Source organism: Jiangella muralis (assembly GCF_001270745.1).
GTDB classification, from domain to species: Bacteria; Actinomycetota; Actinomycetes; order Jiangellales; family Jiangellaceae; genus Jiangella; species Jiangella muralis.
In genome coordinates this window covers 129,893-151,437 of the sequence record NZ_KQ434751.1, presented here as the reverse complement: position 1 = coordinate 151,437, position 21,545 = coordinate 129,893, and the positions used below count along the sequence as shown (strand labels likewise).

Genomic DNA, 21,545 nt, shown 5'->3' with positions numbered 1-21,545 from the left:
CCCCGTCATGACGTTGCTGCGCGGCACGGACCGGGCGGCGTTCGCGACGGCGTTCGGCGTCAGGCTGCGCGAGCACGGCGTCGCCGCCGGGCAGACCGCCGTCGAGGACTTCGTCCGGGCGCTGGCCGCCTGCCCGCCCCGCACGCGGTCACGGCTCTACTGGACGGCCCGCACCACTCTGGTGCGCCGCCAGGGCGAGCTGGCGGCCTTCGACGCGGTGTTCCGGGCGGTGTTCGAGGACACCGAGCTGGACATGGGGGAGCGCGGCCAGGACGGCCCGCGACTCCCGCCGGCCCAGGGCTTCGGGGCGGACGTCGGCGTATCCGGACGGGCCGACGGCGGCGGCCTGCCCTGGGCGACGCCGCCGCGGGTGTCGGCGCCTGCGGACGAGCCCGGCCCGGTCACCGTTCCGCAGCGGCTGCCCAGCGGTCTGGCCGGGCTGCCGGAGGCCCCGTTCGAGGACCTGGACGCCCGCGAACTGGCGCTGCTGGGTCAGTGGCTGCGCACCGCCCTGGCGGACTGGCCGACCCGGCGCGGGCGGCGGCTGGTCGCCGACCACACGGGGCACCGGGTCGCCGTCCGGCCGACGATCGCGCGGGCCCGGCGGACCGGGTGGGAGGCCGTCACGCTGGTTCGGGTGCGCCCGGCCCGGCGGCCGCGGCGGATCGTGCTGCTCTGCGACGTCAGCGGGTCGATGCGGGCGCAGGCGACGGCGTACCTGCACCTCATGCGGGTCCTGGCGACCGGCGCGCCCGGAGCCGGCGCGGAGGCGTTCGCGTTCGCGACGACGGTCACGCGGCTGACGCCGGTGCTGGCGCAGCGGTCGCCGGAGGAGGCGGTGGCCCGGGCCACGGACCAGGTCGCCGACCGGTTCGGCGGCACCCGCATCGCCGCCAGCCTGCGGGCGCTGCTGGCGTCGCACCACGCGGACAGCACCCGCGGCGCCGTCGTCGTCATCGCGTCGGACGGCTGGGACAGCGCCCCGCCCGCCGAGCTGGTGGCCGTGCTGGCCCGGCTGCGCCGGCGGGCGCACCGCCTGGTGTGGCTGAACCCGAGGGCCGGCGCCTCCGGCTACGTCCCGTCGGCCGCGAGCATGGCCGCCGCCCTCCCGTACTGCGACGACTTCCTGCCGGCCGGGACGTTCCGGTCGCTGGCCGACGCGATCGCCGTCATCGGACGGCATCGGTGATGCGACGCGTCTGTCGGCACGGGCGACGAGGGGTTCTGGCGGCGAGCATGACCCACCGCCGCACTGGCGGGCAGAGCAGTCAGCTCCAGAGCGTCACGTGGATGGACGGGCGGAACCGGCCGACGTGGACGCCGGAGCCCTTGAGCATCGCCTGTGTGGCCCGCGGCGTCGTCACGAACCGGACCAGCTCGGCCGCAGGGGTCGCCCGTCCGCTGTCGGCAAGCGTGAGAATGGCCCACACACCGTCGCCGCTCACCGCCGGCCCGGCGAGGCGGACCAGCCGCCCGCTGCCGACGTCGCGCGCCACCGCGTACGAGACCGCCAGCGCCACGCCGTGGCCGCGCTGGGCCTCCTCCAGGGCCGCGGCGTGGCTCTGGAAGATCTGCTGCCGCTCCTCGGCCACGCCCAGGCGCCGCAGCAGCGCCGGGACGGTGCCGGTGTCGGCCGTCGCCGACGGGCCGAGCAGCCAGACCTGGTCGCGCAGCTGAGTCGCACCCGGCGACGCCACCGACGCCAGGGGATGCTTCGGCCCGACCACCGCGACCAGCTGGTACTGCAGGAAGCGGGTGCAGCGCAGCGAGTCGTCGAGGGTGCTGGGCCGGGGTCCGATGGCGACGTCGACGGAGCGGGTGTGCAGCAGCGAGCCGAACGTCCGCGGGTTGTGCACGCTGAGCTCGACGTTGAGGTCGTCGGCCCGGCCGGCGAACAAGTCGATCAGGCCGGGTGCGGCGTACTCGGCGAACAGGCTCGACGCGGCGATACGCAGCAGGCGCCGGCCGTTGCCGGCCTGGCTGACCTCGAGGATCGTGCGGTTCTGGAGGCCGACCAGCTCGGCCGCCCGGCTGGCCAGCCGCAGCCCGCCGGGGGAGAACGCGAGGCCGGCCGCCGTGCGGTGGAACAGCTGGTCGCCCAGCTCGCGGCGGAGCTTTCCGACGTGCAGCGACACGGCCGCCTCGCTGATGGACAGCTCGCTCGCTGCCTGCTTGACCGAGCCCAGCCGGACGACCGCGAGATAGGCCCGCAGCTGCGTCGGCGTCACCGTTCCAGGCTATCGTTCGTGGCGCTCCACCGGCCGGTTGATCGTCCGCAGTGTGGTATGTCCGTCTCGATCTTGACGACACGCCGTGAGAACGCAAGGTTTCTCGATCGACTTCCGTGTATCCAGTCGTTCGTGACCAGCGGCGCAGGGGCGTTTCCGCAGGTCGACCGGTAGCTTGACACCCGGGCGACCCATCCAGCAAAGTCACGAGAGTCCACCAGCGGACGAAACCGTTCGGGCCGGCGGTCCGGGCGGGCGTCGCGAGAAGGGTCGAGGGGCGGTTCCTGCCACGCAGGGGCCGGGCATCCTTCGTGAGCCAGGCCCTTGCTCGCACGACCCGTCTGTACGTCGCCCGCAACGGCACGGGGTGAGACGAGGTCGGGCCCGGCCCGCCCAGTAGACAACGGTCCGCGAGCCGCATCCAGCGGCGTCCGCGGCCCGGTCCGAAGGGCGGAGCCGGGCTGCGTCCTTGTCTTGGGACGCTGGGCCGGCACACCCCGGGCACTTCGGGCCCGGGGTGCACGTTGTACCGTCGCGCGATCGGCAGCACACTTGACGGGGTCGGTCCGCGCCGGGCGCGGCCGCATGCCAGCCGCTGGACGTCGGACGGAGCAGGACAACGTGACTCACCTGTGGCGACACGCAGGAGCCGCGCTCCTCGGCGTGTCCCTGATCGCCGCGTTCCCGCCATACGACCTCTGGTTCGTCGCGATCCTCGTCGCGGGTGCGTTCGCGCTGCTCGTCCGCGACCAGCCGCTGAAGCGCGTCGCGGGGATGGGCTACCTGTTCGGCGCCGGGTTCTTCCTGCCGCTGCTCGACTGGACCGGCATGGAGGTCGGGCCGATCCCGTGGCTGATCCTGGCCCTGTTCGAGGCGGCGTTCTTCATCCCGCTGGCGCTCGGCCTGACGCTGGTGCAGCGGCTGCCCGCCTGGCCGCTGTGGACCGCGGCGGTCTGGATCGCCGACGAGGCGATCCGCGGGCGCTTCCCGTACGGCGGCTTCACCTGGGGCAAGCTGGCGTTCTCGCAGGCCGACGGCCCGATGCTGGGGCTGGCCTCGTGGGGCGGCACGCCCGGGCTGTCGTTCGCGGTCGCGCTGGCCGGCGGCCTGCTCGCCTGGGTGGTCGTCGAGCGACGGCTCTGGCTGCGCGCCACGGCCGCCGCGGGCGCCGCCGCGATCGTCGTCGCGCCGCTGCTCATCCAGCCGTTGACGCCCGACGGCGACACCGTCACCGTCGCGATCGTGCAGGGCAACGTGCCGGCCGAGGGGCTGGCCTACAACGACGAGAAGCGCGCCATCACCCGCAACCACGTCGAGGCGACCGAGCAGCTGGCCGCCGACATCGACGCCGGCCGGGTCGAGCGCCCCGACGTCGTGCTGTGGCCGGAGAACTCCTCCGACATCAGCCCGTTCCACGACGCCGACACGTACCGGGCCATCGACGGCGCGGTGCGGGCCATCGGCGTCCCGACGCTGATCAGCGCGATCGTCCCGACCGACGACGGCCGCAACGTCCGCAACACGTCGATCCTGTGGGACCCCGAGACCGGGCCCGGCGACACCTACGTCAAACGGCACCCGATGCCGTTCGGCGAGTACATCCCCATGCGCTCCATCGCCGAGCGCATCACCGACGCCGTCAACCAGCAGCCGCGCGACCACCTGCCCGGCGACACCGTCGGCATCTTCGACGTCGGCGGCACCACCATCGGCAACGTCATCTGCTTCGAGGTCGCCTTCGACGGCATCGTCCGCGACGCCGTCATCGACGGCGGCCAGTTCCTCTCCGTGCAGACCAACAACGCGACGTTCGGGCGCACCGAGATGACGGAGCAGCAGCTGGCGCAGTCGCGGGTGCGCGCGTTCGAGCACGGCCGCATGGTGCTGGTGTCGGCGCTGGCCGGCGTCAGCGCCGTCGTCGCGCCGGACGGGTCGGTCCAGGACCGCGCGGAGCTGTTCACCCAGGACGTCATCGTCACCGACGTCCCGCTGGCCGACGGCCTCACACTGGCCACGCGCATCGGCGCCTGGCCGGAGTGGATCATCACCGCGCTCGGCGTGGGCGCCGCCGGGTTCGTCATCGTCAACGCCCGCCGCGCGCGGCGCGCCGGCGCCTCCGTCGCCGACGAGCCGCGGCCGTCCGTCGAGGCAGGAGTGCCGTGACGACCGTCCTGGTGGTCATCCCGACCTACAACGAGGCCCTGACCATCGGCAAGACCGTCGAGCGCACCCGCGCCGCCGTCCCGGCCGCGCACGTGCTCGTCGTCGACGACGCCTCACCCGACGGCACCGGCGCCCTCGCCGACGAACTGGCCGAGCTCGACGACCACGTCCACGTCCTGCACCGCGCCGGCAAGCAGGGCCTCGGCGCCGCGTACGTCGCCGGCTTCGGGTGGGGGCTGGGGCGCGGCTACGACATCCTCGTCGAGATGGACGCCGACGGCTCGCACCAGCCCGAGGAACTGCCGCTGCTGCTGCACGCCGCCGAGACCGCCGACCTCGTGCTCGGGTCGCGCTACGTGCCCGGCGGGCGCACCGTTAACTGGCCGTACAAACGGCAGGCGATCTCGCGCATCGGGAACACCTACACCCGCCTGGCGCTCGGGACGGGGCTACGCGACGCGACCGGCGGCTACCGCGCGTACCGGGCGTCCGCCCTGCGCGAACTGGACATTGACAGCGTGGCGTCGCAAGGTTATTGCTTCCAGGTCGACATGGCGTGGCGGGCCGTCCGGGCCGGGTTCCGGGTCATCGAGGTCCCGATCACGTTCGTCGAGCGGGAGCAGGGAGAGTCGAAAATGGACGGCAAGATCGTGCGCGAGGCCCTGTTACGGGTCACCCAGTGGGGCGCGGCACACCGCGCCCGGCAGCTGCGTGACCTGGTCGGAGGGAGCCGGCGGTGAGACGATTCGGCCCGTTCGCCCTCGGCGTGATCGAACTGGTCGCGCTGGTCCTGGTGGCCAACTGGGTCGGATTCGGCTGGGCGCTGCTCCTGCTGCTCGGCACCAGCATCCTCGGCGTCGCGTTGCTGCGCGTCGAGGGCCTGCGGGCCTGGCAGGAACTGCGCGCTGCCGCCGCCGACGGCCGCTTCCCGCAGGACGAGCCCGAATCCGTCGAGGCGACGTCGGCGCGCATGGCCGACACCGGCGCCCGCATCCTCTCCGGCGTCCTGCTGACCTTCCCGGGCTTCGTCACCGACATCATCGGCCTCGTGCTGCTGATACCGCCGATCCGGCGCAGCGTCGGGCGGCGGCTGGCGGCATCGGCGTTCCGGACGTTCCCCGGCCGACGCGGACCGGGGATGGGCGGGTTGGGCCGGCCCGGGGGACCGGGCGGGCCGGGCGGTTCGGGCGTCCAGCACGGCGTCGTCATCGAGGGCGAGGTCGTCGACTCCGACCTGCCGAACGACCAGCGCTGACCTTCGCACACAGAACCGCACCCGGCCCCCGGAACCAACGGGGGACGGGTGCGGGCTCAGTGTGACGGGGCGGGAGACCTCAGGCGGTCTTCTTGCGGCGCGAACCGCGGTCGGCGAGGTGCGCCGCACCGGGGATGAGGCCGGAGCGCAGCAGTTCGAGCCGCTCGTCGAGCAGCGCCTCGAGGTCCTCGATGGACCTGCGCTCCAGGAGCATGTCCCAGTGGGTGCGGGCCGGCTTGCCCGGCGCCTCCTCGGGACGATCGGCGGCTACCCGCAGCGACTCGGCACCGCAGCGCGGGCAGTCCCACAGGGCTGGCACTTCGGCCTCGGTCGAGAACGTCATCTCGAAGCGGTGGCCGGCGGTGCAGCTGTAGGCGACCGTCTGACGCTCGGCGAACTCGACGCCGCGCTCGTCCTCGTAGCTCGTCGCGCCGAGGCGGGAGCCGCGCAGGGTGGAACGCTCGGACATGTGTGAAACCCTTCCGGGGCGGTGGCCCCTGGGACGAGACGTCGGTCCTTCTACCTCGCCGTCGTGACCACGTCGGAACGATCACAACGACATGATGACAACGGACGGCCGGAGAGTAATGTTCCGCGTTCCCTGTGATAATGCAATCTGAGCAACGTGATGTTCCTCACCGGTAACCTTCGACCGAACGGGGTACCCGGTTGCCCGCCGCGACGATGCCGGCCCGCAGGTCCACCCGCGACAGCACCGCCAGGCCGGCGATGAAGAACGTGACCAGCACCAGCACCGACCACCGGTACGAGTCGGTCAGCTGGAACGCCAGCCCGAACGCCAGCGTCCCGAACCAGCTCGTCCCGCGTTCGGCGGCCTGGTAGAGGCTGAAGTACTCCGCCTCCTTGCCCTTCGGGACGAGCAGGCTGAACAGCGACCGCGACAGCGCCTGGCTGCCGCCGAGCACGAAACCGATGGCCACGGCCAGGATCAGGAACGGCACGACCTGCTCGACCGGCAGGAAGAACGCGCCCCCGACGACGGCGGTCCACAGCACCAGGCTGGACATGACGACGTTCTTCGCGCCGTACCGGCCGGCCAGCCGGCCCAGCGCGAGGGCGCCGCCGAACGCGACGAACTGGACGATGAGGATCGCGACGATCAGGACGTCCTCGCCGAGCCCCAGTTCCCGGTTCCCGTAGATCGACGACGCGGAGATGACGGTCTGGACGCCGTCGTTGTAGAGCATGTACGCCACGAGGAACAGCAGCGTCTGCGGGTACCCGCGGGCGTGCCGCAGCGTCTCGCGCAGCTGGCCGAACGCCTGCCGCGTCGCGCTGCCGCCGACCCGGACGACGCCGGTGGGCGGCCGGTCGCGGATGCCGCGGTACGGGACGATCGTCCACAACGCCCACCACAGGCCCGCCGACAGCAGGCTGATCCGGACGGTGTCGGACCGGCTCAGGCCGAACGGCTCCAACGTCACCAGCGCGAGGTTCAGCGCCAGCAGCAGGCCGCCGCCGAGGTACCCGAACGCCCAGCCGCGCGACGAGACGCGGTCGCGGTCGTCCTCGTCCGCGATCTGGACCAGGATCGCGTCGTACACCACCATCGACGAGCCCAGGCAGATCGACGCGATGACCAGCAGAAACGCGCCCAGCTGCCAGTTCGCCCCGGCGACGAAGACCATCGCGCCGGCCGCCGCGGACCCCGTCCACGCGAACCCGGCCATCAGGTGCCGCTTCTTCGCGGTCCGGTCGGCGATCGCGCCGACGACCGGCAGCAGCAGCGCGGACAGGATCGTCGCGAACGTGACGGTGTACGCGGCCACCGACCCGGCGGCGATCGGCACACCGAGCACGGAGAGGTCGCCGTGGCAGGGGTCGTCGGTGCTGCCGGCCTCGCCGCACGCGGCCGTCTCGGCCACCGCCGTCAGGTACGGGCCGAACAGGACGGTCGCCGTCGTGGTGACGAAGGCCGAGTTCGCCCAGTCGTAGAAGTACCATGCTCGGTGCTCCCTGGCCCGCTCGACGGGGTCGGCCAGCGGGCCGGACGGGGCGAGGACACGGGTCACGCGCGGACGGTATCGGGTGCGGGGCAGTCGTGGCCAGACGACACGATGTCCCGGCAGTGAACGAGTGATGAGGAGACGACACGGTGACGGTGCGGGAGATCCGCCTCTACGGCGACCCGGTGTTGCGGACGGTGACCGACCCGGTGAAGGACTTCGGCGAGGCGAGCCACGCGCTGGCCCAGGACCTGCTGGACACCCTCGACCTGCCCGGACGGGCGGGCGTGGCGGCGCCGCAGATCGGGGTGCCGCTGCGGGCGTTCTCGTACGACCTCGAGGGTCAGCGCGGCGTCGTGTTCAACCCCGTGCTCGTCGGGACGGAGGGGGAGCAGACCGGCGAGGAGGGCTGCCTGTCCGTCCCCGGCCTCTGGTTCCCGACGACGCGGGCCGCCTGGGCCGCCGTCGAGGGCGTCGACGCCGACGGCGAGCCGGTACGGGTCGAGGGCGAGGGCGAGCTGGCCCGCTGCCTGCAGCACGAGACCGACCACCTCGACGGGATCGTCTACATCCACCGCCTCGAGCCGTCCACCCGGCGCGGCGCGATGCGCGAGATCCGCCGCAGCGCCTGGTTCAGCGCGTAGGGCGCCACTGGCCGCGCGACTCCAGCACGTCCCGGAGCAGGTCCGCGCGGTCCGTGATCAGCCCGTCGACGCCGAGGTCGAGCAGCCGCCGCATCTCGGCCGGCTCGTTCACCGTCCACACGTGCACGGGCCGCCCCGCCGCGTGCGCGGCCGCCACCGTCGCCGGCGTGACCACGTCGATCCCGCGGAACGTCGCCGGGACCTGCAGGCAGTCGACGCCGCGGAGGACGGAACCGGCGAAGCGCCGCAGGCCGGGCGTCGACGCGGCGGCGACGAACGCCGCGATCAGCGTCTGCCCGGCCGACGACGCGACCGGCGCGGCGACGCGGCGCAGCACGGCCCGGCGGCGCGCGTCGGAGAAGGAGGCGACGCAGACGCGGTCGTGGGCGCGCGTGCGGTCGAGCACCCGGGCCAGCGGCGCCACCGCACCGGGCGACTTCACGTCGATGTTGACCCGCAGCGACGGCCAGCTGCCCAGCACGTCCTCCAGTGCGGGCACCGGTTCGACGCCGCCGATCAACGCGCGGCGCACCTCCGACCACGGCAGCTCGGCGACGGCGCCGGTGCGGTCGGTGACCCGGTCCAGCGTCGCGTCGTGCAGCGCGACGACCACCCCGTCGGCCGTCGCGTGGACGTCGGTCTCCACATAGTCGTAGGCCAATTCCACCGCCGCCGCGAAGGCCGCCATGCTGTTCTCGAGACCGGTGCGCGAGAATCCACGATGGGCCAGCGCCAGCGGGCCGGGACGGTCGAGATACGGATGCATGCCGGCCACGAGGCCAGGCTAGCCGCCGGGGGAGACGACGTGAGCGACGACAGCGACCTGCGCGACGTGGTGCTGCGCTGGCAGGCGGGCTGGGTGACGGCGCGCGACTACCGCAGCGGCGTCGACGGCGACGTCGTCACCGTCCGCATCGGTCTGCCCGAGCGCATCACCGACACGATCCTGCTGACGGCCGACCCCGGACGGTACGCCGAGGCGGCCGCGGGGATCGGCGGGCCGAGCCGCTGGCTCGTCGCCCCGACCACCGACCGCACCCGGACGGAGTCGGCCGCTGCCGCCGCCGGCTTCACCGTCCACGCGCCCGAGTGGCTGATGTCGCGCCCGCTCGACGACCACCCCGCCGACGACGCCCCGGACGGGTACGAGCTGTGGCTCAGCGGGCGCCGTCCGGTCCTGGTCGCCGAGGTCGTGACGGCCAGCGGCGATCCCCGCGCGCTGGCGGCGAAGGGCCACCTCGCCCTGAGCGGCGAGGGCAACGCCGACGCCGTCGCCGACCGCATCTTCACCGTCCCCGCCTACCGGCGGCGCGGGCTCGGCGCCGTCGTCATGGGGGCGCTGACGGCGGCGGCGCGCGAGAGCGGCGCGCGGACCGGCCTGCTGGTGGCGTCGGCCGAAGGACGCAAGCTCTACGAGCGGCTCGGCTGGACGGTCGAGGCGGAGATGGCGGTCGCGCACTGGTCCGGCCACGCCTCGCCCGCGCCGCCCGGTGACGTGGTGAGCGAAGGCTGACCCCGAGGTCCCCAGGGGCAGCAAGCCCCGCATGGCGGAGGGGCTAGAGTGATGCCGTCGCGACTGGCGCAGCGGCCCGGGTGACCGGGCATTGGTGGAACCGACCACCGGGGAGCGGACGGCCGTGGCACCGCGCGCCTGGGTGCCTCGGGAGACACCGACCCATCGAGAGGATGTGGCCCTCGCCATGACCACGAACGCCCGCCCCGCGCTGCAGTCCGCCGACCCCGAGGTGGCCGCGCTGATCACGGCCGAGGAGGAGCGGCAGCGGCAGACGCTGAAGCTGATCCCGTCCGAGAACTACGTGTCCACCGCGGTCCTCGAGGCCACCGGCACGGTGCTCACCAACAAGTACTCCGAGGGGTACGCCGGCCGCCGCTACTACGAGGGCCAGCAGGTCATCGACCAGCTCGAGACCCTCGCCGTCGACCGCGCGAAGGCCCTCTTCGGGGCCGACCACGCCAACGTCCAGCCGTACTCCGGCTCGCCCGCCAACCTGGCCGTCTACCTCGCGACGGCGCAGGCCGGCGACACCATCATGGGCATGTCGCTGCCGATGGGCGGGCACCTGACGCACGGCTGGAAGGTCTCCGCCACGGGCACCTGGTTCCGCCCGGTCCAGTACGACGTGCGCCGCGACACCGGCCGCATCGACCTCGACCAGGTCCGCGAACTGGCGCTGGCCGAGCGGCCGAAGCTGATCTTCTGCGGCGGCACCGCCATCCCGCGCACCATCGACTTCGCCGGGTTCGCGGCCATCGCGCAGGAGGTCGGCGCCGTCCTGGCCGCCGACATCGCGCACATCGCCGGCCTCGTCGTCGGCGGCGCCCACCCGACCCCCGTCGGGCACGCCGACATCGTCACCACGACCACGCACAAGACGCTGCGCGGCCCGCGCGGCGCGATGATCCTCACCACCGAGGAGTACGCCAAGCCGATCGACAAGGCGGTCTTCCCGGGGCTGCAGGGCGGCCCGCACAACCACACGACGGCCGGCATCGCGGTGGCGCTCGGCGAGGCGGCGCAGCCGGAGTTCAAGGACTACGCCCACCAGATCGTCGCCAACGCGGTGACGCTGGCCGACGAGCTGCTGGCCCGCGGCTTCGACCTCGTCTCCGGCGGCACGGACAACCACCTGATCCTCATCGACCTCACCTCCAAGGGCGTCGCCGGCAAGCCCGCCGCCAAGGCGCTCGACCTCGCCGGCCTGGAGACCAACTACAACACCGTCCCGTACGACCCCCGCAAGCCGTTCGACCCGTCCGGCCTGCGCATCGGCACCCCCGCCCTGACCAGCCGCGGCATGGGGGACGCCGAGATGCGCGAGGTCGGCCGCTGGCTCGACGAGGTCGTCACTGCGGCGGCCGGCTCCGACGCCGACGCCCTGGACGGCGTGGTGGCGCGGGTCCGCGGCGAGGTCACCGAGCTGACCGGCCGGTTCCCGACCCCCGGCCTGGACGGCTGACACCCCTGAGCTGGGTTCTGAGCTGGGTCTTTGGACGCACGGGCGGTCGCTCCCTGGTGGGGTGGCCGCCCGTTCCGCCCGCTGCCGTTCCCTGGCGGGACGGGCCGTCCGTTCCCGTCCCGTCCGGTCGCTGGGACACCCGCCCGCACATAGTCGCCCGGTCGCCGGGCACCCGTCCGTTCCCCGTCCCGTCCGGTCGCCGGGACACCCGCCCGCACACGGCCGCGGGGCTCGTCGGCCAGCCATGGCACCGTCACCCGGTCGCGCCGGCCTCCGCCCGCCGACTCAGCGCTGAGCCGCCGACCGCACCAACGCCAACTCCGGACCACCGTCCAGCCGGAACCCGATCCCGCGCGTCGCCCGGATCGTCACCGACGCACCCGCCGCCCGGAGCTTGCCCCGTAATCGCTTGATCACCGACTGCACCGCCGCCGGTCCCGCGAAGTAGGTGCCGCCCCAGGCGCGCTCGTGCAGCTGCTCGTACGTCCACACCTGCCCGGGCCGCCCGGCGAGGCAACTGAGCACCTTGAACTCGTACGGCGTCAGCGGCAGCCCGGCTCCGCGCCAGGTCGCCTCGTGCCGGGGGACGTCGAGGGTCAGCGCGCCGACCCGGACCACGTCGTCGACGGTCGGAGGTGACGCCGCGAGGTGAGCCGGCACGGCGACCCCGGGTCCGGCCCCGGCGAGACGGCGCAGGAAGGTGCCCGCCGCGCCGGCGTCGGGCGCGAGCACGAGGATGCCGGTGCCCTCGAACTGGCCGGCGATGCGGGCCCGCTCGTCGGGGGAGTTGGTGATGCACACGACGACCGGTGCTGGTTCAGCGCGCATGGCTGCCGTCCACTGTCACGGGCTCGTGGTCATGGTCGTGCCGGAACATGTCCGGATCGATGGGCATCGACGCCGTCCACAGTGTGTCGAACAGCAGGCTGAGCGCGCCGCACAGTTCCGGGCTGCGCACGATCAGCGCGACGACCCCGCCGACCCCGGGAGCGAACAGCGGCATCAGTACCGTGTGGCCGTCGAACACGGCGAACTTCATCGGCAGGTCGCCGTTGAAGACGCGGGCCTCCTCGCCGGCGTCGATCCACGCACCGATGTGGTCGGCGACGGACGGATGTCGCATGAGCCCGTGGTCGTAGACGGCGCGCGCCCGGACGCCGCGGGAGAGCGCGTCGAGCTCGGGCTGGTTGCTGCCGCCGAGCTGGACCGGCCGGCGCACCACGATGTCGATGGACTGCTGCGACGCCGCATGGAGCCGGTCGAACCGGTCGCCGACCAGCTTCGGCGTGCGCAGGATCTCGACCAGCTCGCCGTCGCCGCCGGCGCTGGTCTCGAACCTGCGCATGAGGTCGGGCAACGCCGACTCGACGTGCCGTTCTCGTTCGCGTTGTTCCTCGCGCCCGCGTTCGATCAGGCCGCCGAACGCGACGTCGGGCGCGGCCGGCTGGAACCGGCTGCTGTACCCGGCGCCGGCGTCGACCAGCCCCTTGTCGACCAGCGAGCGCAGGATGAGGTACACGCTGCTGCGCGACGTGCCGGTGAGGTCGGCGATGGTGCCTGCGGCCAGCGGTGACTGTTCGAGCAGGCACAGGTAGATGCGGGCCTCGGTCTTGGTGAGGCCCAGCTCCTCGAGGAGCGATTCGGTGTTCACACGCACCTCCGGGGGTGTCGGGCGTGCCGGAATGCGCCCATGGTCACCCCGTGTGACCCATCGCGTCAAACACGTTGTACAAGTTGTGGACGACATTCTCCGATTGCCCGCGAACTGCCCCGATCGTGACCCCGAAATCGCCTCCTTTCGTTCCTAAAGTCGACTCCAACATCGGGCGTCGTAGGAGGTCAGAGCGATGAGCAAGCAGGTGCGGCTCGGAGTGGGCGTCGTGGGTGCGCTGGCGCTCGCGGCCGCGTTCCTCCCTGCCCAGGCGGCGACGGCGGCAGCTGCCGGCTCGGCGCCACACGCGCTCGCGACGGCGCCCGAGCCGGCGGCGAACGACGGCGACCCAGGCGACGACGCGCCCGCGACCATCGAGCCGCGGCTACGCCGCCAGCTGGCCGCCGACGACACCGCCGAGCTGTGGGTCCGTTTCGACGACCAGGCCGACCTCGCCGAGGCGGCTGCCGTCACCGGCTGGGCCGAGCGCGGCGCAATCGTGGCACAGGCGCTGCGGCAGACGGCCGAGAGCAGTCAGGCCGACGTCCGCGCCCAGCTCGATGCGGAGGGGGTGGAGTACGAGGCGTTCTGGGCCACCAACGCCATCCGCATCCCCGCCGGCACCGCGAGCCTGGCCGCCGAGCTGGCCGCGCAGCCCGAGGTCGACTCCCTGCACCCGGCCCGGGCCTATGAGTTGCCCGACCCCGCCACCACACCGGCCGCCGAGGCACGCGCCGCCGCGGCCGCCGTCGAATGGGGCATCGCGAACATCAACGCCGACGACGTCTGGGACCAGTACGGCACCACCGGCCAGAGCATCACCGTCGCCAGCATCGACTCCGGCGTGCAGTACGACCACCCATCGCTCGTCGGGCAGTACCGCGGCGCCCGTCCCGACGGCAGCTTCGACCACGCCTACAACTGGTTCGACGCCCGCGGGGTGTGCGACGGCGTGCCGTGCGACGACCACGGCCACGGCACCCACACCATGGGCACCATGGCCGGCGACGACGCCGGCGGCAGCACCATCGGGGTGGCCCCGGGAGCACGCTGGATCGCCACCAACGGCTGCTGCACCGACGAAGCGCTCATCGCGTCCGGCCAGTGGCTGCTGGAACCGACCGATCCGCACGGCGAGCACCCCGACGCCGGCCGCCGGCCGCACGTCGTCAACAACTCGTGGGGCAGCCAGCTCCCGTCCACCGACCCGTTCATGGAAGACATCAGCCGCGCCTGGGCGGCGTCGGGCATCTTCGCCGTGTGGGCCAACGGCAACCTCGGCCCGCGCTGCCTGACGTCCAGCTCGCCGGGCAGTCGCACCGTCAACTACTCGGTCGGCGCCTACGACGTGACCGACGCCATCGCCGGGTTCTCCGGCCGCGGCACCGGTCAGGACGGCGAGATCAAGCCGAACCTGTCCGCGCCGGGCGTCGACGTCCGGTCCGCCTGGCCGGGCGGTGGCTACGTCGACGCCGACGGCACGTCCATGGCGGCGCCGCATGTCGCCGGGGCCATCGCGCTGGCGTGGTCGGCGGCGCCCGCGCTCGTCGGTGACGTCGCGACCACCATCGACCTCCTCGACGGCACCGCCCGCGACACCCCGGCCAACGAGTGCGGCGGCGCCGACGCCGACAACAACGTGTTCGGTGAAGGCCGCCTCGACGCACTCGCGCTGCTCGACTCCGCGCCCGTCGGCGAGACCGGAACGCTGGTCACCACGGTCACCGACGCCGGCACCGGCAACGCCCTGCCGGGCGCGCTGATCACCGTCACCGGGCCGGTCGAGCGCGAACGGACCACCGGCGACGACGGCACCTACACGGTCCCGCTGCGGGTCGGCGACTACGAGGTCACGGCGACGGCGTTCGGCTACGTGCCCCGCACGGCGTCGGTGCAGGTCGCCGAGAACGAGACCACCGCCCTCGACCTCGCGCTGGAGCGGCAGGACACCGTCACCGTCAGCGGCCGTGTCACCGACGGCTCCGGACAGGGCTGGCCGCTGTACGCGCGGGTCACCGTCGACGGCATGCCCGGCGGCACCGTCTACACGTCGCCCGACGACGGCCGGTATGCCGTCGAGGTCCCGGTGGGCGCGTCGTACACGCTGTCCGTCGCGTCCGAGTACTCCGGCTATCAGCCGGCCACCAGCACCGTCACCGCCGCCGACGACGTCACCGCCGACGTCGCCCTGCCCCGGGTGGCCGACCGGTGCACGACCCCCGGCTACGCGTACGCCCACACCGGCGGCGGCGCCGACTTCGACCACGGCCTGCCCGACGGCTGGACCGTCACCGACGGCAACGGCAGCGGCGAGGTGTGGGCCTTCGACGACCCCTACGACAAGGGCAACCTCACCGGCGGCAGTGAGGCGTCGGCCAGCGTGCAGAGCCCTGGCCTGGGCGTCTACATCGACACCACGCTGACCACGCCGGTGTACGACCTCAGCGACGACCCAGCGCCGGTCGTCGGGTTCCGGCAGGCGCTGATCCAGCTCAGCGATATCGCCGACGTCGACGTCAGCATCGACGGCGGCGCCACCTGGCAGACGGTGCTACGGCAGACCGACGTCGACGAGCGCGACGGCGCCGAGAAGACCGTCCCGGTCCCACAGGCCGCCGGGCAGTCCGCCGTCCAGGTGCGGTTCCGCTACCACAACGCCCGCTACAGCTCGTACTCCTGGCAGCTCGACGACGTGTACGTGGGCAGCCGCGAGTGCGCGCCGGTCGACGGCGGCCTGGTCGTCGGCTCGGTCACCGACGCCAACACCGGCGCACCGCTGACCGGAGCCCAGGTCGCCGACGCCGCAGCGCCGCTCGACCCGGTGCGGTCGGTCGCGACCACCGCCGACCCAGCCCTGCCCGACGGCTTCTACGCGCTGTTCGCCACCGGCACGTCGCCACGCCTCACGGCCGGTCTGGGCCGGTACGCCCGGGGTGAGGCGGTCGTCGACCTCACCGCCGGGGGAGTGACCCGGCACGACATCGCGCTGGCGGCCGGCCGGCTGGAGGTGTCCGGTGGGGTCGAGACCTCGCTCGAGCTGGGCGAGGCGGACGACCACGCCGTCACGCTGACCAACACCGGCACCGCGCCGGTCGCCGTCCAGCTCACCGAACGGCAGGGCGACACCACCGTCCTGCGGCCCGATGGCAGCACCACCGGCCGGGCCGAGATCGCCGCCGCGCCGGGCGCGCCGATCCTGCGGGTAGAAGGCGACGCGTCACCGCTCGGCTACGACCCGGCCACCGCCGGCCGGCCGGACGGCTCGGCGGCTGCTGTCCCGACCTCCGGCGACGGGCCGTGGACCGACCTCGCGGCGTACCCGATCCCCGTCCTCGACAACGCGGTCGGCGAGCTGAACGGCCGGCTGTTCTCGGTCGGCGGCATCGGCGGCAGCGGCGTCCTCGACTGGGTGAGCGCCGGCTGGTCGTACAACCCGGTGGCGCTGCGCTGGGAACCGATCGCCGACCTGCCGCAGGCGCGCGAGGCGCCGATGGGCGCGGTCATCGGCGACCTGTTCTACGTCACCGGCGGACGATGGAGCGACCAGCGGCCCAAGAACGACACCTGGGCCTACGACCCGCACACCGACCAGTGGACCACCCGTGCCGGCGCGCCGAGCCCGGTCTACGGCGCCGGGCGGGCCGTGCTCGACGACCAGCTGTACGTCGTCGGCGGCTGCGACAACAACTGCGGCCGCGACTCCGTCTACCGCTACGACCCGTCGACGAACACGTGGGCGACGCTGGCGCCGTACCCGATCACGACGTCGCGGCAGGCCTGCGCCGGCATCGACGGCCGGGTCTACTGCACCGGTGGCATCCAGCGCGACCGGATCATCAGCGACCACACCTACGCCTACGATCCCGCCACCGACACCTGGACCCGGGTCGCCGACCTGCCGGCGGCGCGCTGGGGGATGGCCTACACCGGCGCGTCCGACGAGCTGATCGTCGCCGGCGGCTACGACGGCAGCGCCATCACGAACGAGAGCTGGGCGTACGACCCCGAGACCGACGCCTGGCTGGACCTGCCCGCGCCGGCGCACGTGCTGTACCGCAGTGGCAGCACGTGTGGCCTCAACCGGGTCGGCGGCAGCGACCGCACCGGCTTCTTCCCGGTCACGACGGTCGACCAGCTCCCCACGTACGGCGACTGCCGTCCGGCCGACGTGCCCTGGCTGACCGTCGACGGCGGCGCGGCGACGCTGGCGCCAGGCGAGTCGGTGCAGGTCACGCTCCGCGTCGCCGCCGAGGTCGCGCAGCCGGGGACGTACTCGGGCGGGGTCTGGATCCGTGAGGACACGCCGTACGCCGTCGCCCCGGTCGACGTCTCGTTGACGGTCGACGTGCCCCGCCGCTGGGGAGCCGTTGTCGGCACCGTCACCGCCCCTGCCTGTGCCGACGGTGCGGCGGCGGACGGGGACCAGGCGCCGGATCCGGTCCCGGTGCCGGGAGCCGCCGTGCTCGTGGACGGGCGCACTGCCGACGTCACGGTCCGCACCGACCGCGACGGCCGGTTCCTGCGCTGGATCGACCGCGCGGAGATGCCCCTCACCCTCACCACGTCGGCCGACGGCTACGAGACCGATACCCGCCGGGTCCGGCCGCCCGCTTCGGGACCGGCGGTGCTCGACGTCGGCCTCACCTGCGGGTCGTAGGGGCCGGGCCGTCAGGCCCGCCGACCCGGCCCATGATCGTCAACCTTCCGGGATGCTCCGACGACCCGGAAGGTTGACGATCATGGGTGGGCGCGACTCTTTCCGGACAAGAAACTCTACAGTTGCCAAACTGGAAACTCACGGCTTAGAGTTTCCACTATGGAAACCAACGAAGCCGCGTCCCAGCCGACGCCGGAGCAGGCCCGCGCCGCTCTGGCCGATGCCGACGAGGTCAGGGCGTCGGTCGCCGCCTTGTCCGCCACGCCGTGGCCGGTGTGGTTCGTCGTGGCGATCACGGCGATGTTCGTGGTGCTGCCGATCGCCCTCGGGGGCATGCTGGCCGAGCCCGACTGGCTGATGCCGCGGTGGGCCTGGCTGGTCACCATGCTCGCCACCGAGGTGCTGTTCTTCGCGCTCTTCGCTGTCGCGGCCAGGAACTGGCGTGCCAGGACCGGGGTGGCGCTGCGACTGGACGTCCTGCCGACGTGGGCCACCGTCGCGGCGGCGGTCGTCCTGCCGCTGATCGTCGTCGGCGCCGCGTACGCATTCCGCGACACCAGGCAGCCACTCTGGTTGTTCGGCGCCGTCGCCGTGGGGGTCGCCCTGTCCGTCGGCTTCCATCTCTGGTTCGTGCGGCTGCACGGGAAGGCGTCGTGAGCACGAACGCCGCCGACCCGATGAGCGGGTTCGACACCACCATCCACGCGCCCAACCGGCTGCGCATCTGCGCCCTGCTGGACACCGCCGGCGAGGCCGAGTTCGGCGTGGTGCAGGAGCAGTTGGGCGTGTCGGCGTCGGTGCTCAGCAAGCACGTCACGGTGCTCATGGAGGCCGGCTACGTCGAGCAGCGCAAGGCGGTCCGCGACACCCGTCAGCGGGTGTGGCTGGCGCTGACCCGGCAGGGACGCGAGGCCTTTCGGGCGCACCAGGCGGCCCTGCGCGCCATCGTCGGCCCGTGAGGACCGGCCGGCAGCAGAGCTCAGCCGAACAGGGCAGCGTGCAAGCGGTCGGCGCCGTCGGGATCCAGCGAGCGCGCGGCCAGCCAGGCGGCGCCGGCGGCACCGTCGAGGGCCACGCGGACGTCGGCGTGCGGCCAGCGTTCGGTGAGCCCACCGCGGACCAGCGCCGCCAGCGGCGTGTCACCGGTCAGCAGCGAGCCGGCCAGCACGATCGGCGTCGCATCGTCGGGGGAGCGGACGGAACCCGCACCGGTGAGCAGGTGATCCGCGGCGGCGGCGAGAATCCGGTCGGCCTCGGGATCGACCCCGGCGTTGGCGGTCACCAGCGGCGCGAGTGACGACAGCGCGACCGGCGGCCGGCGATGCACCGCCAGCACGACCTCGTTCGTCGTGGCACGCGACAAGGTGAAGTCCGTGGCGCCGGTCAGCGTCTGGACGACGGCGCGGCCGAGCGGACCCGGACGTTCGCACCGGTCGATGGTGTCGATAGTGCGGCGGACGGCCTCGCGCCCGAGCCAGAACCCGGACCCGAGGTCGCCCAGCAGCCACCCGTGCCCGTCGACGAGCTGGGCAGGGGCGCGGTCGGCGAACCGGACGGTGATCGCGCCGGTCCCGGACAGCACGAGGGTCCCGTCCGGCGCCGCCGTGCCCGCGACGAACGCCCCGACCGCGTCGGGGACGACCCGGTAACCGCAGTTCAGCCCGGCCGACGTCCACAGCGCGGCGAACCGTTCGGCGACCTCGGGACGGGTGAGGTTGTGGTCGCCGGCGGTGGCGATGACGGCCGCACCGACCTGCGCCGGATCAACGGAGGCCAACGCCGCGGTCAGCGCCGCCGACACCGCGTCCAGGGCCTTCTCCAGTGCGTGGGAGGTGACGTTGGCACCGTCGGCGCGGCCGGACCCGAGCCGGCGCCCCGCCCCGTCGATGACGATCGCCCTGGTCGACGTGCCGCCGATGTCCAGGCCGAGCGCCAGCGACGCCCCGGCCGGACCAGCCGACCCGGCGCGGCCGCTCGACGCGGCCGGACCGCTCGACGCCGCGCGACCACTCGACGCGACCGGACCATCCGGCCCGGCCGGACCGCCCGACCCCACGCGACCGCCCGGCCACCCCTCCGTCTTCGCCACGACCCGTCTCCATTCTTGGCCATTTCCGCCGGTCTCGCCCAGGCTGCGGCTGGGTCACGCTTCCGAAAACTCTCGTCAAACTCTTGACATCCGGCCATGGGTAGAAAGAATTCTCACCACTACGGCTCTGAGGGCCGCAGGCGAAACTGACTACCACGCCGGGAGGTCGTGTGGCGGAAGGGACACTACCCACCGCGGAAGTGCCCGAGGCCGGGTCGCCCGCCGATTCCGTGCTGATGCGGATCCGGGCCGCGCTGCCGGACCTGCCCGCCGCGTTGCAGCGGGTGGGGGAGCAGGTGCTGTCCGCGCCGGCCGTCGTCGCACGGGCGACGATCCTGGAGACGGCCGAGCGGAGCGGGACGTCGGCGGCGACGGTGACGCGGTTCTGCCGCGCGCTGGGCCTGCCCGGCTACGCCGACCTGCGGCTGGCGATGGCCGAGGAGACCGGCCGCTCGTCCGCGGTCGCCGGCTGGGAGATCGACATCGGGCGGGAGATCCTGCCGACGGACTCGCTGCAGGAGATGCTCGATCTCATCACGACGGCCGACCTGCGGGCGATCCAGGAGACCGCCGCCCAGCTGGACCTCACCGAGGTCGAGAAGTCCGCCGACGCCATCGCGCACGCGGGCCGGGTCGAGGTGTACGGCATCGGCGGCAGCGCGCTGGTCGCGGGCGAGATGCAGCTGTGCCTGCACCGCATCGGCATCCCGACCTGGTCGTGGAGCGACGTGCACAGCGGCCTCACCAGTGCCGCACTGCTGGGCCCGAGCGACGTCGCCATCGCGGTGTCGCACTCGGGCGCCACCTACGAGACGGTCGAGATGCTGTCGGCGGCGGGCAGCCGTGGCGCCACGACCGTCGCCCTGACGAGTTACCGCAACTCCGCGCTCGCCGAGGTCGCCGACATCGTCCTGACGACGGCCATCCACGAGACGACGTTCCGGCCCGACGCCCTGGCGGCCCGGCATCCGCAACTGATCGTGCTCGACCTGATCTACGTGGCGGTCGCGCAGCGGCGGTACGAGACGACCGGAGTCGCGTTGAACCTGACCGCACAGGCGGTCAGCGCGCACCGCGCGGTCAGCCCCGAGACGGCCCGAGCACTGAAGAAGGAGCAGCGGTGAACGACGTCAGCGCGCCCGCCTACCTGGCCCGGCTCAACGAGATCGTCGACAACGTCACGACGACACAGCTCGACGGGGTGCACCGCGCGGCGGACATCGTCGCCGGGGCGGTGCGCGCCGGCGGGGTGGTGCAGGCGTTCGGCACCGGGCACTCGCAGGCGACGGCGATGGAGATCGCCGGGCGCGCCGGCGGGCTCATCCCCACCAACCGGATCGCGCTGTCCGACCTGGTCATGTACGGCGGCGAGGCACCCGAGAAGATCCTCGACCCGCGCACCGAACGCGACCCGTCGCTGGCCCAGCGGCTCTACGACCTCGCCCCGATCGAGGCGCAGGATGTCTTCATCATTGCGTCGAACTCCGGCATCAACGGTAGCATCGTCGGGATGGCGCAGGTCGCCCGGGAAAACGGGCACCCCGTCATCGCCATTGCATCCCTGGAACACGGCACGCACGTGGAGTCGCGGCACCCATCGGGGCAGAAGCTCCCCGACCTCGCCGACGTCGTCCTCGACAACGGCGGGCCGTTCGGCGACGCAGTTCTGCCGCTTCCCGGAGGCGGCGCCGTCTGCGCCGTCTCGTCCATCACCGCGGCTCTGCTCGCGCAATTGCTCACTGCGGAGGTCGTCCGCCGGCTGCTCGAGGCCGGCGACACCCCGCCCGTCTATCTCTCGGCCAACGTCCCAGGGGGAGACGTCCACAACGACGGCCTGCTGCAGCGCTATGCGGGCCGGATTCGTCGTGGTGGCTGAGCGATTTCGCCGGACCCACACACCATCAAGTCCCAGG

The 21,545-nt window shown here is 73.2% G+C and carries 19 protein-coding genes and 1 riboswitch; of the genes, 12 read left to right on the top strand and 7 right to left on the bottom strand.

All coding sequences use genetic code 11. The features are described from left to right. The first annotated feature begins 7 nt into the window (after positions 1-7). A complete protein-coding gene (locus tag ACW62_RS00655) occupies positions 8-1,189 on the top strand; it encodes a vWA domain-containing protein (protein ID WP_053202155.1) in 1,182 nt (393 codons plus the stop codon). A 79-nt stretch (positions 1,190-1,268) separates the two neighbouring features. On the opposite strand, the gene ACW62_RS00650 is transcribed toward ACW62_RS00655, so the two are convergent. Beyond that, entirely contained in the window at positions 1,269-2,228 is a 960-nt protein-coding gene (locus ACW62_RS00650; protein ID WP_053202154.1) for a LysR family transcriptional regulator, read from the bottom strand. A gap of 663 nt (positions 2,229-2,891) precedes the next feature. On the opposite strand from ACW62_RS00650, the gene lnt reads away from it, so the two are divergent. Genes lnt through ACW62_RS00635 form a run of 3 tightly spaced genes read left to right on the top strand, consistent with a single transcriptional unit; the run spans position 2,892 to position 5,646 of the window. Beyond that, positions 2,892-4,391, top strand: coding sequence for an apolipoprotein N-acyltransferase (gene lnt / locus ACW62_RS00645; RefSeq protein ID WP_053202153.1), 1,500 nt, complete (start codon positions 2,892-2,894; stop codon positions 4,389-4,391). Beyond that, on the top strand, positions 4,388-5,131 hold the full coding sequence (locus ACW62_RS00640) for a polyprenol monophosphomannose synthase (RefSeq protein ID WP_053202152.1): 744 nt from the start codon (positions 4,388-4,390) through the stop codon (positions 5,129-5,131). The genes lnt and ACW62_RS00640 overlap by 4 nt, the downstream gene beginning before the upstream one ends. Beyond that, positions 5,128-5,646 (top strand): FxsA family protein, encoded by a 519-nt coding sequence (locus ACW62_RS00635; RefSeq protein ID WP_083458978.1) that lies wholly within the window; start codon positions 5,128-5,130, stop codon positions 5,644-5,646. The genes ACW62_RS00640 and ACW62_RS00635 overlap by 4 nt, the downstream gene beginning before the upstream one ends. A 79-nt stretch (positions 5,647-5,725) precedes the next feature. Here ACW62_RS00635 and ACW62_RS00630 read toward each other — a convergent pair whose 3' ends face one another. Then, positions 5,726-6,115, bottom strand: coding sequence for an RNA polymerase-binding protein RbpA (locus ACW62_RS00630; RefSeq protein WP_053202150.1), 390 nt, complete (start codon positions 6,113-6,115; stop codon positions 5,726-5,728). 166 nt (positions 6,116-6,281) lie between these two features. Continuing rightward, on the bottom strand, positions 6,282-7,679 hold the full coding sequence (locus tag ACW62_RS00625; RefSeq protein WP_205629055.1) for an MFS transporter: 1,398 nt from the start codon (positions 7,677-7,679) through the stop codon (positions 6,282-6,284). Positions 7,680-7,762: 83 nt separating this feature from the next. On the opposite strand from ACW62_RS00625, the gene ACW62_RS00620 reads away from it, so the two are divergent. Then, positions 7,763-8,257 carry a peptide deformylase gene (locus ACW62_RS00620; RefSeq protein WP_053202149.1) on the top strand — a complete coding sequence of 165 codons (495 nt, stop codon included), beginning with the start codon at positions 7,763-7,765 and terminating at the stop codon, positions 8,255-8,257. Here the strand turns inward: ACW62_RS00620 and ACW62_RS00615 are convergent. Then, complete coding sequence (locus tag ACW62_RS00615) at positions 8,247-9,023, bottom strand: glycerophosphodiester phosphodiesterase family protein (protein WP_053202554.1); 777 nt, start codon at positions 9,021-9,023, stop codon at positions 8,247-8,249. The two genes, ACW62_RS00620 and ACW62_RS00615, sit on opposite strands and share 11 nt — an antisense overlap. A gap of 39 nt (positions 9,024-9,062) precedes the next feature. Here ACW62_RS00615 and ACW62_RS34975 point away from each other — a divergent pair, with 39 nt between their 5' ends. Both ACW62_RS34975 and ACW62_RS00605 read left to right on the top strand, forming a co-directional pair. After that, a complete protein-coding gene (locus ACW62_RS34975) occupies positions 9,063-9,770 on the top strand; it encodes a GNAT family N-acetyltransferase (RefSeq protein WP_053202148.1) in 708 nt (235 codons plus the stop codon). A gap of 49 nt (positions 9,771-9,819) precedes the next feature. After that, a riboswitch (ZMP/ZTP riboswitch) is annotated at positions 9,820-9,921 on the top strand. 36 nt (positions 9,922-9,957) lie between these two features. Continuing rightward, positions 9,958-11,235, top strand: a complete 1,278-nt coding sequence (locus tag ACW62_RS00605; RefSeq protein WP_053202147.1) for a serine hydroxymethyltransferase — start codon at positions 9,958-9,960, stop codon at positions 11,233-11,235. 285 nt (positions 11,236-11,520) lie between these two features. Here the strand turns inward: ACW62_RS00605 and ACW62_RS00600 are convergent, their stop codons facing one another. Then, positions 11,521-12,063 carry a winged helix-turn-helix domain-containing protein gene (locus ACW62_RS00600; protein WP_083458976.1) on the bottom strand — a complete coding sequence of 181 codons (543 nt, stop codon included), beginning with the start codon at positions 12,061-12,063 and terminating at the stop codon, positions 11,521-11,523. After that, on the bottom strand, positions 12,053-12,886 hold the full coding sequence (locus ACW62_RS00595; protein ID WP_053202145.1) for a TrmB family transcriptional regulator: 834 nt from the start codon (positions 12,884-12,886) through the stop codon (positions 12,053-12,055). The genes ACW62_RS00600 and ACW62_RS00595 overlap by 11 nt, the downstream gene beginning before the upstream one ends. A gap of 196 nt (positions 12,887-13,082) precedes the next feature. Here ACW62_RS00595 and ACW62_RS36090 point away from each other — a divergent pair, with 196 nt between their 5' ends. The 3 genes from ACW62_RS36090 to ACW62_RS00580 all read left to right on the top strand — a co-directional run bounded on the left by ACW62_RS36090 (position 13,083) and on the right by ACW62_RS00580 (position 18,502). Continuing rightward, positions 13,083-17,543, top strand: a complete 4,461-nt coding sequence (locus ACW62_RS36090; protein ID WP_083458972.1) for a S8 family serine peptidase — start codon at positions 13,083-13,085, stop codon at positions 17,541-17,543. A 159-nt stretch (positions 17,544-17,702) separates the two neighbouring features. Continuing rightward, a complete protein-coding gene (locus tag ACW62_RS00585; protein ID WP_053202144.1) occupies positions 17,703-18,200 on the top strand; it encodes a hypothetical protein in 498 nt (165 codons plus the stop codon). A gap of 20 nt (positions 18,201-18,220) precedes the next feature. Next, positions 18,221-18,502 carry a transcriptional regulator gene (locus ACW62_RS00580; RefSeq protein WP_053202553.1) on the top strand — a complete coding sequence of 94 codons (282 nt, stop codon included), beginning with the start codon at positions 18,221-18,223 and terminating at the stop codon, positions 18,500-18,502. Positions 18,503-18,522: 20 nt separating this feature from the next. Here the strand turns inward: ACW62_RS00580 and ACW62_RS00575 are convergent, their stop codons facing one another. Further along, positions 18,523-19,632, bottom strand: coding sequence for an N-acetylglucosamine kinase (locus tag ACW62_RS00575; RefSeq protein ID WP_205629052.1), 1,110 nt, complete (start codon positions 19,630-19,632; stop codon positions 18,523-18,525). A 236-nt stretch (positions 19,633-19,868) separates the two neighbouring features. Here ACW62_RS00575 and ACW62_RS00570 point away from each other — a divergent pair, with 236 nt between their 5' ends. Further along, positions 19,869-20,756 (top strand): MurR/RpiR family transcriptional regulator, encoded by an 888-nt coding sequence (locus ACW62_RS00570; RefSeq protein ID WP_083459094.1) that lies wholly within the window; start codon positions 19,869-19,871, stop codon positions 20,754-20,756. Then, on the top strand, positions 20,753-21,508 hold the full coding sequence (locus ACW62_RS00565) for a sugar isomerase domain-containing protein (protein ID WP_053202142.1): 756 nt from the start codon (positions 20,753-20,755) through the stop codon (positions 21,506-21,508). The genes ACW62_RS00570 and ACW62_RS00565 overlap by 4 nt, the downstream gene beginning before the upstream one ends. The last annotated feature ends 37 nt before the right edge of the window (positions 21,509-21,545 follow it).

What these genes read in the sequence shown, in the direction of transcription:
- ACW62_RS00600 (WP_083458976.1), bottom strand. Translation starts at nt 12,063, where the DNA reads ATGCGCGCTGAACCAGCACCGGTCGTCGTGTGCATCACCAACTCCCCC.
- ACW62_RS00605 (WP_053202147.1), top strand. Translation starts at nt 9,958, where the DNA reads ATGACCACGAACGCCCGCCCCGCGCTGCAGTCCGCCGACCCCGAGGTG.
- ACW62_RS36090 (WP_083458972.1), top strand. Translation starts at nt 13,083, where the DNA reads ATGAGCAAGCAGGTGCGGCTCGGAGTGGGCGTCGTGGGTGCGCTGGCG.
- ACW62_RS00580 (WP_053202553.1), top strand. Translation starts at nt 18,221, where the DNA reads ATGAGCGGGTTCGACACCACCATCCACGCGCCCAACCGGCTGCGCATC.
- ACW62_RS00630 (WP_053202150.1), bottom strand. Translation starts at nt 6,115, where the DNA reads ATGTCCGAGCGTTCCACCCTGCGCGGCTCCCGCCTCGGCGCGACGAGC.
- ACW62_RS00585 (WP_053202144.1), top strand. Translation starts at nt 17,703, where the DNA reads ATGGAAACCAACGAAGCCGCGTCCCAGCCGACGCCGGAGCAGGCCCGC.
- ACW62_RS00655 (WP_053202155.1), top strand. Translation starts at nt 8, where the DNA reads ATGACGTTGCTGCGCGGCACGGACCGGGCGGCGTTCGCGACGGCGTTC.
- ACW62_RS00615 (WP_053202554.1), bottom strand. Translation starts at nt 9,023, where the DNA reads ATGCATCCGTATCTCGACCGTCCCGGCCCGCTGGCGCTGGCCCATCGT.
- ACW62_RS00570 (WP_083459094.1), top strand. Translation starts at nt 19,869, where the DNA reads ATGCGGATCCGGGCCGCGCTGCCGGACCTGCCCGCCGCGTTGCAGCGG.